Raw genomic sequence first — 12,690 nt, 5'->3', positions numbered from 1 at the left:
GAAAGGTGACCGTGGACGACCTCTTCGCCGGGTTCGCCGAGCTCTTCGCGCAGTACGACGTCCTGGGCGCGTTCTGGGTCAACATCCAGCTGACGTTCTGGGCCGCAATTCTGTCCCTGGTCCTCGGCACCGTGCTCGCACTGATGCGCATATCACCGATCGCGTCACTCCAGTGGGTAGGCACCGCCTACGTGACGATCTTCCGGAACACACCGCTGACGATCATCCTCACGTTCACGTACCTGGTGCTGTTCTCGCAGCTCGCGATCTCACTCTCGGACGACCTCAACACCACGTTCTTCTGGTTCGCGGTGTTCGGCCTGGCCGTCTATCACGCGGCCTTCGTCTGCGAGGCCATCCGCTCCGGCGTGAACACGGTGCCCGTGGGCCAGGCCGAGGCCGCGCGTGCGATCGGGCTCTCGTTCATGCCCGCGGCGACCATGATCATCCTGCCGCAGGCGTTCCGCGGGGCCATCGCACCGCTCGGCAACACGCTCATCGCGCTGCTGAAGAACTCGACCGTCGCCATCGCCGCCTCGGTCGCGAACGAGACGTCTTCACTGATGAGGACGATGATCGAGTTCCGACCGGACCTCATGGTCGCGATCTTCCTCCTGTTCGCGATCGGCTACGTCATCCTGGTGATCCCCATCGGCGTGACCACCACCTGGCTGTCCACCCGATTGGCGGTGAAGCGATGACCGCGTCCGTCCTGTTCGACGCTCAGGGGCCTCGTGCACGGGCCCTGTCCACGGTCGGCAACATCGTCTCCGCCGTGCTGGTGCTCGCCGGGCTCGCCTGGCTGGCGTCCGTGCTGTACGACAAGGGCCAGTTCGAGTCGTCGCTCTGGCAGAACGCCATGTCCGCGGAGGCCTGGCAGTCCTACTACCTGCCGGGCCTGCAGAACACGCTGCGCTCGGCGCTGTTCGCCACGGCGGGCTCGGTGGTCTTCGGCATTCTCTTCGGTGTCGGACGGCTGTCGCACATTCGTCCGGTCCGGTGGTTCTCGGGCGTGGTCGTGGAGTTCTTCCGCGCGGTGCCGGTCCTGCTCATGATGATCTTCTTCTACATGTTCTTCTCGGCACAGGCCCAGTGGATCACCGACCGGCCGTTCGCCGCGGTGGTGCTGGCCCTCGTCCTGTACAACGGCTCCGTCATCGCGGAGCTGGTCCGGTCCGGCGTCGGGAACCTTCCGAAGGGGCAGGGCGAGGCGGGGCTGGCCGTCGGCCTGACTCTTGGGCAGACGCTCCGCTCGGTCCAGCTTCCGCAGGCTCTCGTCGCCATGCTGCCCGCGATGATCTCGCAGCTCGTGGTGGTGCTGAAGGACTCCGCGCTCGGCCAGCTCATCCTTTACCCCGAGCTGCTCCGGTCCGCCCAGGTACTCTCCTCCAACCAGCAGAACCCGCTGCAGGCTCTGGTCGTCGTGGCCATCGTGTTCATCGTGATCAACTACCTGCTCACCGTCGTGGCGCACCGGCTCGCGAGGCTGCTGTCCAGCCGGACCGCAGGTGCCACGGTCGAGGGCGCCGGGATCGGCAACCCGACGGCCGCAGCGGGTGGCGCTGCTGGACCCGCTCCCCGGTAGTCGGGTCACCGCATGGTCGGTAGAACGTCAGGTGGTCGATAGCTCGAGCTACCGACCACCTGACGTTCTACCGATCTCTCCCGGGCGGGGCTCAGCCCTCGGTGTAGTCGAGGTCGCCCGTCTCCTCACCCTCCGCGGCGAGCGCGTCGCGGACCAGCTCGAAGGCTAGGCCGGGCGCGTAGCCCTTCCGGGCGAGCGAGCCGACGGCGCGGCGCACCCGCACCTGGCGGTCGAGGCTCCGGGTGCGGGTGATCAGCTTGGTGGCCAGCTTGGCGCCGGCCTCCCGCTCGTCGTCCGGGTCGAGCTGGTCCAGGGCCTCGACGGCCGTATCCTCGTCGATGCCTCGCCGACGCAGCTCCGCCGCGATACCGCGCCGGGCAAGGCCCCGTTCTGCGTGCCGCGTGCGGACGATGGTCTCGGCGTACGTCGCGTCGTCCACCAGGCCCACCTCGTCGAACCGGTCGAGCACCTGCACGACGACGTCCTCCGGGTAGCCCTTGCGAGCCAGCGACTGCTCCAGCTCACGCCGGGACCGCTGCGCCGCCGTCAGGGTCTTCAGGACTACCTCGCGGGCCTTCTCGACGGCCTCGTCCCGGCTGATCTCGCCGGCCTCGAGGCGCTCGGCGACGGTCTTGCGTGGTGCTCGGTCGGCGCTGCTGCGCCGTCCGCGGCCGCTCGCCCGGCCACCCTCCCGAGCAGCCGGACGGCCCCGACGCTTCCCCACGCCGGGACCATCCGCTGGATCACCGTACTCCACGTCAGAACGGCGCCTTCTCGGCGGCCGCCTCCGCCTTCTCTGCGGTCTTCGCGGCCGCCGGCTTGGCAGCCTTCGAGCGCGCACTGGGCGCCTTGGTGGCCTTAACGGTAGCGGTCGTCCGGGATGACGAGCTCGCCGCCGCGACGGTGCCAGCGGCCGGTGCGGCGTCCGTGGCAGCAGGGGCCGCCGCAGCCGCACCCTCTGCCGGTGCGTCGACCTTCGGGCCCACGCCCAGCTTCTCCTTGACGCGCTTCTCGATGTCGTTGGCGAGGTCGGGGTTGTCCCGCAGGAACGCCCGCGCGTTCTCCTTCCCCTGGCCGAGCTGGTCACCCTCATAGGTGAACCAGGAGCCCGACTTGCGCACGAAGCCGTGCTCCACGCCCATGTCGATCAGGCCGCCCTCGCGGGAGATGCCCTGGCCGTACAGGATGTCGAACTCCGCCTGCTTGAACGGCGGGGCCATCTTGTTCTTGACGACCTTCACCCGGGTGCGGTTACCGACCGCGTCGGTGCCCTCCTTAAGGGTCTCGATGCGGCGGATGTCGAGCCGGATCGACGCGTAGAACTTCAGCGCCTTGCCACCGGTGGTGGTCTCGGGCGAACCGAAGAACACGCCGATCTTCTCGCGCAGCTGGTTGATGAAGATCGCCGTGGTCCCGGACGAGCTGAGCGCGCCCGTGATCTTGCGCAGGGCCTGCGACATGAGGCGGGCCTGCAGGCCGACGTGGCTGTCGCCCATCTCGCCCTCGATCTCGGCCTTGGGCGTCAGCGCCGCGACGGAGTCGATCACGATGATGTCGAGCGCGCCGGAGCGGATCAGCATGTCCGTGATCTCCAGCGCCTGCTCGCCGGTGTCCGGCTGCGAGACCAGGAGGGCGTCGGTGTCGACGCCGAGCTTCTTGGCGTAGTCGGGGTCCAGCGCGTGCTCGGCGTCGATGAACGCCGCGATACCACCCTGGCGCTGGGCGCTGGCCACCGCGTGCAGCGCGATGGTCGTCTTACCCGAGGACTCCGGCCCGTACACCTCGACGACGCGGCCACGGGGCAGACCGCCGATGCCGAGCGCCACGTCGAGAGCGATCGAGCCGGTCGGGATCACCTCGATAGGCGCACGGATCTCGTCGCCGAGGCGCATGACCGAGCCCTTGCCAAAGCTGCGGTCGATCTGAGCGAGGGCCGCTTCGAGGGCCTTGTCGCGATCTGCTGGTGCGGGCATGTGCAACACCTTCGGTTTCGGGGCGCTCTGTGCGCCGGCATGGATGGCTCTGTACGTCGTTGCCGACCGTACGCGGAGCCACTGACACGGACGCCTTCTCCGGCCGCCGCCTGTGGACGACGTTCCGAAATCCGTGCCTGTGGTCGAAGTCTAGCCGAACGCGTGTTCGAGGCAACGCACGACACACCGGGTGTCGTGGACATCTCACCGGCTCAGCGGCGAGGCGGTCAGCGGCGAGGCGGCGGAGCCTGCCGGTGCTTGTCCTTGCCCCACCGGTCGGCGTCGGGTACGTCCAGCGCGTCGCACAGCGCGTGCCACACGTCACGCGGCTCGTCGCCCTCGTCCAGGGCGACGGCCGGGGTCCGGCCGTCCAGCGCGGGCAGCACCTGCTCGCGTGCGAGGGCGCGCCCGTAGGCGGGACCGAAGACCTCGTCGATCAGCTGCCAGAAATCCCGTTCGCGCACCCGGCAACCCTACGTCTCCCCGAGCGCCCCCCGGCAACCGGCCTGTGTCAGTGGTCAGGGACAGAATGGGTCCATGCCAACGCCCGACGACCCGCTCTCCCGGTTCGGACCCGCCACCCGTACGTGGTTCACCGGCGCGTTCGCGCAGCCCACAGCCGCCCAGGCCGGCGCGTGGGACGCCGTCGCACGTGACCAGCACGCGCTCGTGGTCGCACCGACCGGGTCCGGCAAGACGCTCGCGGCGTTCCTCTGGTCGATCGACCGGATCATGTCCGCTCCACCGCCCGAGGACCGCGCCCGCCGCTGCCGTGTGCTGTACGTGTCGCCGCTGAAGGCGCTCGCCGCGGACGTGCAGCGCAACCTGCGCTCACCGCTCACCGGCATCCGGCAGGCAGCGGCCCGGGACGGCGTCGAGGTCCCGGACGTCACGGTCGGCATGCGAACGGGCGACACGCCCGCGAGCGAGCGGCGCTCGTTCGCCACCCGTCCCCCGGACGTCCTCGTCACGACGCCCGAGTCGCTGTTCCTCATCCTCACGTCCTCGGCGCGAGCAGGCCTGGCGGGCGTCGAGACCGTGGTGCTCGACGAGATCCATGCCGTCGCGGGCAGCAAGCGCGGCGCTCACCTGGCCCTGAGCCTGGAACGGCTCGACGCGGTGCTCGACCGGCCCGCGCAACGCATCGGCCTGTCGGCGACGGTGCGCCCTGTCGACGTCGTCTCCCGGTTCCTCGGCGGCGGCCGCGACGACGGCTCGGCCCGGGAGGTCGCCGTCGTGCAGCCGCCGTCGCACAAGGAGTGGGCCATCGACGTCGTCGTGCCGGTCCCGGACCTCGCGGACCTCGACAGCGCGCCCGCGGCCGGCCCGTCCGACGGCGCGGCGGCTGCGGACGGCACCGCCCCGGGGCAGGGCGGCGACGGGCCGAACGGTCCGGGCACCGGCGACGACGAGATCGACCTCTCGGGCGAGGCCACACGGCCCCTGCGCCGCGCCTCGGTCTGGCCCCACGTCGAGGAGCGCGTGGTCGACCTCGTGACCGACCACACCTCCACCATCGTGTTCACCAACAACCGGCGGGGCGCCGAGCGGCTCACCGCCCGGATGAACGAGGTGTGGGCGCAGCGCCAGGGCCTGGACGTCGCCGACCCGGCGAGCACCTGGGCCGCGCTCGTGCCGGGCCAGTCGGGCACGAGCGCCGGGCTCCCGCGGCCCACGCCCGGACAGCCCGGCCTGCCCGAGGCGGTACCCGCCCAGGCCGAGACCCTCCTGGCGCGGGCCCACCACGGGTCGATGAGCCGCGCGGAGCGCACGCGCACCGAGACTGAGCTCAAGGAGGGCCGGCTGCCCGCCGTGGTCGCCACGTCGTCCCTGGAGCTCGGCATCGACATGGGCGCGGTGGACCTCGTGGTCCAGGTGGGGGCGCCGCCGTCCGTCGCGAGCGGGCTCCAGCGCATCGGTCGGGCCGGCCACCAGGTGGGCGCCGTGTCCAAGGGCGTGGTCTTCCCGATGTTCCGCGGCGACCTCGTGCCGGCCACGGTCATCGCGCAGCGCATGCGCGCCGGCGAGATCGAGCACATGCACGTCCCGGCCAACCCGCTCGACGTCCTCGCGCAGCAGGTCGTGGCGGCCCTCGCCGTCGACGACTGGGCCGAGGACGAGCTGCTCGCCCTCGTCCGGCGCGCCGCGCCGTTCGCCCACCTCGGCGACGCGACGTGGCGCGCCGTGCTCGACATGCTCGCCGGCCGGTATCCCAGCGAGGACTTCGCCGAGCTGCGCGCCCGCATCACCTGGGACCGCGCGACGGGCATGCTGCGCGGGCGGCCCGGGGCACTGCGCCTGGCCGCCACGAGCGGTGGCACCATCCCGGACAAGGGTGCCTACGGCGTCTTCCTCGCCACCGACGGGCCCGACGGAGGCGCGCCCGGCGACGCCCTCACCGACGCCGTGACCGGGGGCGCCGCCCGCACGCGCGGTGGCAAGCGCGTCGGCGAGCTGGACGAGGAGATGGTCTACGAGTCCAGGGTCGGCGACACGTTCACGCTCGGGTCGAGCACGTGGCGCATCCAGGAGATCACCACGGACCGGGTGCTGGTCACCCCGGCGCCCGGTCTACCCGGCCGCCTGCCCTTCTGGAAGGGTGACGCCCAGGGCCGTCCCGCCGAGCTCGGGCGCGCGGTCGGTACGTTCGTCCGCGAGGCCGACGCCGCCCTGGCCGCCGATCCCGACGCCGGGCGCAAGCACCTGCGTGACGCCGGGCTCGACGCCTGGGCGGCGGACAACCTCGCCGCCTACCTCATCGAGCAGCGGCAAGGCACCGGTCGCGTACCCGACGACCGCACGGTGGTCGTGGAGCGCTTCCGCGACGAGCTCGGCGACTGGCGCGTGGTGATCCACTCACCGCTCGGCGCACGTGTGCACGCGCCGTGGGCCCTCGTGATCTCCGCCCGGCTGCGCGCCCGCTTCGGCCTCGACGTGGCGGCCATGCACTCGGACGACGGGATAGTGCTGCGCCTGCCCGACGCGGGCAGCGGCTGGGAGGGCGACCCGTGGGACACCGGCACCGCAGCCGTCCAGGACGACGACGCCCGGACGCGGGCACAGCACACCCCCGGCCAGGTCGCCCTCGACGACCTGCTCCTGGACCCGGACGAGGTGCTCGGCGCGGTCCGTGACGAGCTGGGCTCGTCGGTGATGTTCGCCGCCCGGTTCCGTGAGGCTGCGGCACGGGCACTCCTGCTCCCCCGGCGCCGCCCCGACAAGCGACAGCCCTTGTGGCAGCAGCGGCAGCGGTCGGCCCAGCTGCTGGAGGTGGCCAGCCAGTTCCCCGACTTCCCCATAGTGCTGGAGGCTGCCAGGGAGTGCCTGCAGGACGACTTCGACGTCGCCGCCCTGGCCGATCTCATGCGCGAGATCGCCGGGGGCGGCGTCCGGGTCGTGGAGGTCACGACCCCCTCGCCGTCGCCGTTCGCGCAGTCGCTCCTGTTCGGCTACACCGCCCAGTTCCTGTACGACGGCGACGCGCCGCTGGCCGAGCGTCGCGCGGCCGCCCTGTCGCTCGACCCGGAGCTCCTCGCCGAGCTGCTCGGCGACCAGGGGGCCGCTGACCTGGCGGACCTCCTGGACCCGGGCGCCGTCGAGCGCACCGAGGCGGAGCTGGCCGGGCTCGCACCGGACCGCCAGGCCCGGGACGCGGAAGGTCTGTGGGACCTGCTCCGCCGCACCGGACCGCACCCGCTGGACGCACTGGAGGCACGCACCCGCGAAGAGGCTCGGCACGCGGTGGAGCACTGGCTCGACGGGCTGGAGGCCACCCGCCGCGTCATCCGCGTCCGGTTCGCCGGCGTTGAGCAGTGGGCGGTCGCCGAGGACGCCGGCCGGCTGCGCGACGCACTGGGCGTGGCCCTACCGGTGGGTGTCCCGGAGACGTTCACCGAGCCCGTACCGGACCCGCTCGGTGACCTGCTGCGCCGGCACGCCCGCACGCACGGGCCGTTCGGTGCCGGCGCGGCGGCTCAGCGCTTCGGGCTGGGTGTCGCGGTCGTCGCGCACGGGCTGGCCCGCCTCGAGGCCGGCGGCGTGCTCGCGCGCGGCAGCCTGCGGCCCGGCTCGCTCGGCGGCACCGGCGACGAGTGGTGCGACCCCGGGGTGCTGCGCCTGCTGCGGCGGCGTTCGCTCGCGGTCCTGCGTGCCGAGGTGGAACCCGTGGAGCAGGAGGCCCTCGGCGCCTTCCTGCCCCGCTGGCAGAACGTCTCCACCGGGCTGCTGCGCGCCGCGGACGGGCTCGTGCAGGCGATCGAGCAGCTCGCGGGCGCGGCGGTCCCCGCGTCGGCCCTGGAGACCCTGGTGCTGCCCGCGCGAGTGACCGACTACTCCCCCGTCCTGCTCGACGAGCTGACGGTCGCCGGTGAGGTCCTGTGGGCGGGGCACTCGCGGCTGCCCGGCTCGGGCGGCGGCGACGGTCTGGTCTCCCTCCACCTGGCCGACGGTGCTCCGCTCACGCTTCCCGCGCTGGAACCGATCCAGGAGGAGACCCCTCTCGACTCCGACCTGCACCGGGCGGTGCTGGACCTGCTGACCGGTTCTGGTGGCTTCTTCCTGCCGCGGGTCGCCGAGCTCACCGGCACCGAACCGGACGCCGTGCTCGAGGCGCTGTGGGACCTCGTCTGGGCCGGACAGGTAACCAACGACGGGCTGGGCGCCCTGCGGGAGCGCGTCAGCGGTGCCGGTGCCCATCGCGCGCCCAGGACGACCGCGCGCGCCCGGCCGGTGCGACGCTCACGGTTCGCCGTGTCGCCGGGGCGCCCGGCGTCGGCACTGCGAGCCAGCGCGTCCGTCCCCGGAGGCGGGGGTCGCTGGGCCGCGCTGCCGACGCGGGAGGCCGATCCCACCCTGCGGGCGCACGCCCTGACCCAGATCCTGCTCGAACGGCACGGCGTGCTCACCCGGTCCGGCGCGGCGGCCGAGGGTGTCGGGGCCGGCTACCGCGACGTGTACCGCGTGCTGTCCGGTCTGGAAGAACGTGGTGCGGTGCGGCGCGGGTACTTCGTCGAGCACCTGGGCGGCTCGCAGTTCGCGTTGCCGGGTGCCGTCGACCGCCTGCGGGTCGACGCGCAGGACCGCGCCCGGATCGTCGAGGCCGAGCTGGAGGTCGCCGAGCGGACGGCAGCCGTCGCGACCGGCACGGGCGCGAGCAGCACGAGCGGCGCCGTCGTGCTCGCGGCGATGGACCCCGCCAACCCGTACGGCGCGGCGCTCGCGTGGCCGACCGCCGGCCCGGACCGCTCGGCCGGTGGCAGCACGCCCACCGCCGCACACCGTCCCGGCCGCAAGGCCGGGGCCATCGTGGTGCTCACCCACGGCGACCTCGCGCTGTTCGTGGAGCGAGGTGGGCGCACGGTGCTGTCCTTCACCCAGAGCCCCGCCCGGCTCGCGGTCGCCGCCGCGGCGCTGGCCCGGACGGTCCGGGAGGGCCGGCTGGGCCGGCTGGTGGTCCAGCGGGTCGACGGCGTGCCCGCCCTGGAGGCCGCACGGCACGACCCGGTGGCGCGTGCGCTCGTGGAGGCGGGCTTCGCGGTCACCCCACGAGGTCTGCGGATCTCGATCCGCTGAGGGCCAGAGCCGACGCCGCGACGTCGGTCTCGACGACCGCGTGCCTCGCGATCCCTGCCGTGACGCGCCCCGGGTTCAGGTCCTCACGGTCGATGGTGGTCGCGAGGAGGAACAGGTAGCCGATCATGATCATGAAGCCGATGCGTTCGATGAGGCCGAAGGCGATGATCCCGGAGTCGGCGAAGAAGACCAGAGACAGGTGCACCAGGAGGAACAACGCCACCACCACGCCCAGCGCGCTGGCAGCGGTTCGTAGGCCCCGTGGGAGCCCCGAGCGGGGCTGCTGGATCGACCGCTCCAGGCTCAGGCCGACCACCGGGAGCACGCAGAACGCCGCTGCCGCGCTGACCCGGTGGATCGTCGCGGACAGCGTCACCGCGGTGTCGGGCGGGTCGGTCGGGAACGCGCCGACGAGAATCATCGCCACGGCGAAGAGGATCATCGCGGCGGCGGGCACGGGGCCCACCGCCAGCCCGGCGCGATACATCCGGACCGTGAGGATGAGCCCGAGCAGCGCCATGATCAGGCCGCCGGCCAGGATGAGCTCGCCGCCGCCGGGTACGAAGGCGTACCAGCTGATCGGGTCGAGCACCGGGTCGACGACCGACGCGCCCACCACGTGCGCCGCGACCATCGGGAGCAATGCCGTCGCGCCGAGCCAGCCAACTGTGCGCGCGCTGCGGGGGTCTACGGGTACGGGCGGCAATTCGGAATGTCTCCCCAGGTCAGCGTCTGCGACGGTCATGAGATAAGGGTCCTGGAGCGGGCGCCCGGAAGCCATCCGGTATTCCCCCGGTTACACCCGGACATTTCTGGGGGCTGTCCCCCAGTGCCGCCCGTGCGGCAGAACCCGGATCAGGTCCGGCTACCCGGGTGATATGCCGGTTGTGCGGCATCCCTCGGCCTGGCGCACACTACGCTGAAACCCCACGACGAGGGGAGCATACGTGCCAGAGGGCGATGTTCTGCGCCTCACCGCCGAACGCCTCACCGCGGCGCTGCGCGGCCTGCCGCTCGTTCGTGCGGAGCTGCGCTGGCCAAGTGCCGGCGCCGCGAACCTCACCGGTGCCACCGCGCTGGAGACCGGCGTGTACGGCAAGCACCTGCTGACCCGGCTCGACGACGGGCGCACTCTGCACACGCACCTACGCATGGAAGGGCTCTGGAAGGTCCACCGGACGGGCTCTCGCGATGCTTCCGCCCGGAACCCCGCGATCCGCGCCGTGCTCGCCACGGACGCCTGGACCGCCACCGGATGGCACCTCGGGATGCTCGACCTGCTGCGCACCCACGACGAGCACAGGATTCTCGGCGGCCTGGGCCCCGACGTGCTGGGCGCCGGCTTTCCCACCACCGGGCTGCCCGACGCCGCCGCGCGGCTCGTCCGCGAGCCGGACCGACCCCTGTGCGCGGCCCTGCTGGATCAGCGCACCGTCGCGGGCATCGGGACCATCTGGATGGCCGAGTCGCTGTTCGCACGACGACTGTTCCCCTGGACGCCGGCCGGGGCGCTGACGGACGAGGAGGGCCAGGACCTGCTCCGCACGGCCCGCCGGCTGATGGAGCGCAGCGTGGCCGTCGGACGGGCCCGCGGTCTCGGCGCCGTCGAGATGCACGCGCACGGCAGGTCCGGCCGCCCGTGCCACCGGTGCGGCACGCCGATCAGTGTCGGATCGGCGAACGAGAAGCCCTATGAGCGGCCCGTGTTCTGGTGCCCGACCTGCCAGGCACCGGTGCCGAGATAGCCCCGGAGACAGCACCAGGGCGGGACCCGAACCGAGATCTCGGTCCTTGTCCCGCCCTGATGCGCAGGTCTCGTCCCAGCCTGCCGGCTGCTAGCCGACCGGCGCCAGGTCGGACTGCGCGACCTCGCGCCGCGCTGCAGTCCGGTCGCCTCCCCTGGCGAGGAGGCCGGCGACGAAGTCCGCCGGGATCGTGTCCGGAATCTGGAATCCTTCGGCCACCGCCACGCGGTCGCTCACCTCACGCAGGACCAAGGACAGCGGCACGTCGAGCGCCTCGCAGATGGAGCCAAGAAGCTCGGACGACGCCTCCTTCTGCCCTCGCTCCACCTCACTGAGGTACCCCAGCGACACTCGCGCCGCCGACGAAACCTCGCGCAGGGTGCGCCCCTGACGCTGCCGCGTGTCACGCAGCACGTCTCCGATTTCTCGCCGTAGTACGACCATCTCGCGCCCCCTTTCAGTGCCTGTCCCTGAACTCACGCCCTGCCCTGCCTGGACCGGACGTGTCGTGCGTGTGGTGCGCCCTCCACGCGTGGAGTTCGTTCTACCGTACCCCGCGCTCGAAGAGTTCTTGCGCCGGCTCCGGGTGGTCGGCCTGTTCATGATCACACCGGGACAACGTCGTGGATCTGAGCCTTGTTCCCGGAGTGCGCCCCCGTCAAGCCCTGTGCAAGATTAAGCCAAGAAGCTTCACTTGTCTGTAACTTCAGGAAATACGATGGGGGGTGTGTCGCAGTTTTCACCCGCTCCGCCCCTGACGAGCGTCAGCGCGAGCTCCAGTACGGCGCGGGCGGCGTCGTCGATCACCTGGGACCGGTCACCTTCGAGGTCCAGCCGGTGCACCTCGGACGCCACCGGGGTGCTCACTGCGACGAAGACCACACCCGGACCCTGGCCGTCCTGCGGATCCGGTCCCGCGACGCCGGTCGTGGCGAGCCCCACATCGGCACCGGTCACCCGCCGTACGCCCGCCGCCATCTGAGCGGCGACCGCCTCGTCCACGGCGCCCCGCTCGGCGAGCAGGTCGGCTTCCACGCCGAGCAGCTCGGTCTTCAGGTCCGTGGCATATGCGACGACACCGCCGCGCAGCACGCTCGACGCGCCGGGTACCGAGACGAGGGATGCCGTGACGAGCCCGCCCGTCAGCGACTCGGCCACCCCGATGGACCACCCGCGCGCGGCCGCCTCGGTCAGGAGGCGAGACACCGTCATCGGTTGGAGGCCCCGGCCCGAGCGTCGCGGCGGATCTTCCAGCCCTGGTAGGCGTACTCGACGCCCGTCACAACCGTCACGACGAAGGCGGCCAGCAGCACGATCCACGCGATCACCGTGAACCACTCGAACCCGTCACGCGGGAGCAGGAACATCGAGATCGCCACGGACTGCAGCACCGTCTTGAGCTTCCCGCCGCGCGACGCCGGCATCACCTCGTACTTGAGCATGCCCATGCGCATGAAGGTGATGCCCAGCTCGCGCACCAGGATCACCACGGGGATCCACCAGGGCAGCTCGCCGAGCGGGATCCAGAGCAGGATCAGGGCGGCGCCGATGAGCAGCTTGTCGGCGATCGGGTCGAGCAGCTTGCCCAGGTCGGTGATGAGCCCGCGCGACCGGGCGAGGTAGCCGTCCACCTTGTCCGACACGGCAGCGACCACGAAGATCGCCGTCGCCACGAGCCGCCACGTGGTGTCGTCGCCGCCTTCGACGAGGAGTGCCCAGGCGAAGAACGGGACCATGGCGATGCGAATCATCGTGACGATGTTCGCAATGTTCCAGGGCGACGGAGCGTCGTTGACCATTGCTCCAGCCTAGCCGT

The 12,690-nt window shown here is 72.0% G+C and carries 11 protein-coding genes; 4 read left to right on the top strand and 7 right to left on the bottom strand.

Annotation, left to right across the window (positions count from 1 at the left end; genetic code table 11):
- Positions 1-11: 11 nt before the first annotated feature.
- Positions 12-701, top strand: coding sequence for an amino acid ABC transporter permease (locus AB0F40_RS01725; protein ID WP_357463184.1), 690 nt, complete (start codon positions 12-14; stop codon positions 699-701).
- Positions 698-1,585, top strand: a complete 888-nt coding sequence (locus tag AB0F40_RS01720) for an amino acid ABC transporter permease (protein WP_357463181.1) — start codon at positions 698-700, stop codon at positions 1,583-1,585. The genes AB0F40_RS01725 and AB0F40_RS01720 overlap by 4 nt, the downstream gene beginning before the upstream one ends.
- A gap of 91 nt (positions 1,586-1,676) precedes the next feature.
- On the opposite strand, the gene AB0F40_RS01715 is transcribed toward AB0F40_RS01720, so the two are convergent.
- From AB0F40_RS01715 to AB0F40_RS01705, 3 genes are all read right to left on the bottom strand, one after another.
- On the bottom strand, positions 1,677-2,309 hold the full coding sequence (locus AB0F40_RS01715; RefSeq protein WP_357463178.1) for a regulatory protein RecX: 633 nt from the start codon (positions 2,307-2,309) through the stop codon (positions 1,677-1,679).
- A 34-nt stretch (positions 2,310-2,343) separates the two neighbouring features.
- Positions 2,344-3,558, bottom strand: coding sequence for a recombinase RecA (gene recA, locus AB0F40_RS01710; RefSeq protein ID WP_357463175.1), 1,215 nt, complete (start codon positions 3,556-3,558; stop codon positions 2,344-2,346).
- Positions 3,559-3,785: 227 nt separating this feature from the next.
- Positions 3,786-4,022 carry a DUF3046 domain-containing protein gene (locus AB0F40_RS01705; protein WP_357463172.1) on the bottom strand — a complete coding sequence of 79 codons (237 nt, stop codon included), beginning with the start codon at positions 4,020-4,022 and terminating at the stop codon, positions 3,786-3,788.
- A gap of 73 nt (positions 4,023-4,095) precedes the next feature.
- Here AB0F40_RS01705 and AB0F40_RS01700 point away from each other — a divergent pair, with 73 nt between their 5' ends.
- Positions 4,096-9,129 carry a DEAD/DEAH box helicase gene (locus AB0F40_RS01700; RefSeq protein ID WP_357463169.1) on the top strand — a complete coding sequence of 1,678 codons (5,034 nt, stop codon included), beginning with the start codon at positions 4,096-4,098 and terminating at the stop codon, positions 9,127-9,129.
- Here AB0F40_RS01700 and AB0F40_RS01695 read toward each other — a convergent pair.
- Entirely contained in the window at positions 9,095-9,874 is a 780-nt protein-coding gene (locus tag AB0F40_RS01695) for a DUF998 domain-containing protein (protein ID WP_357463166.1), read from the bottom strand. The two genes, AB0F40_RS01700 and AB0F40_RS01695, sit on opposite strands and share 35 nt — an antisense overlap.
- A gap of 202 nt (positions 9,875-10,076) precedes the next feature.
- Between AB0F40_RS01695 and AB0F40_RS01690 the strand changes: the two genes are divergently transcribed.
- The gene (locus tag AB0F40_RS01690; protein ID WP_357463163.1) at positions 10,077-10,874 is read left to right on the top strand and encodes a DNA-formamidopyrimidine glycosylase family protein; all 798 of its coding nucleotides are present in this window, start codon (positions 10,077-10,079) and stop codon (positions 10,872-10,874) included.
- A 90-nt stretch (positions 10,875-10,964) separates the two neighbouring features.
- Here AB0F40_RS01690 and AB0F40_RS01685 read toward each other — a convergent pair whose 3' ends face one another.
- From AB0F40_RS01685 to pgsA, 3 genes are all read right to left on the bottom strand, one after another.
- Positions 10,965-11,318, bottom strand: coding sequence for a helix-turn-helix domain-containing protein (locus AB0F40_RS01685; RefSeq protein WP_116674556.1), 354 nt, complete (start codon positions 11,316-11,318; stop codon positions 10,965-10,967).
- A 246-nt stretch (positions 11,319-11,564) separates the two neighbouring features.
- Positions 11,565-12,086, bottom strand: coding sequence for a CinA family protein (locus AB0F40_RS01680; protein WP_357463160.1), 522 nt, complete (start codon positions 12,084-12,086; stop codon positions 11,565-11,567).
- Positions 12,083-12,673, bottom strand: coding sequence for a CDP-diacylglycerol--glycerol-3-phosphate 3-phosphatidyltransferase (gene pgsA, locus AB0F40_RS01675; RefSeq protein ID WP_357463157.1), 591 nt, complete (start codon positions 12,671-12,673; stop codon positions 12,083-12,085). Before pgsA ends, AB0F40_RS01680 begins: the two co-directional genes overlap by 4 nt.
- Between the last annotated feature and the right edge of the window lie 17 nt (positions 12,674-12,690).

Origin of the sequence: Promicromonospora sp. NPDC023987 (assembly GCF_040639055.1) — a bacterium.
Classification (GTDB): domain Bacteria; phylum Actinomycetota; class Actinomycetes; order Actinomycetales; family Cellulomonadaceae; genus Promicromonospora.
The sequence above is the reverse complement of the archived record's forward strand: the minus strand, read 5'-3'. Positions and strand labels throughout refer to the sequence as shown.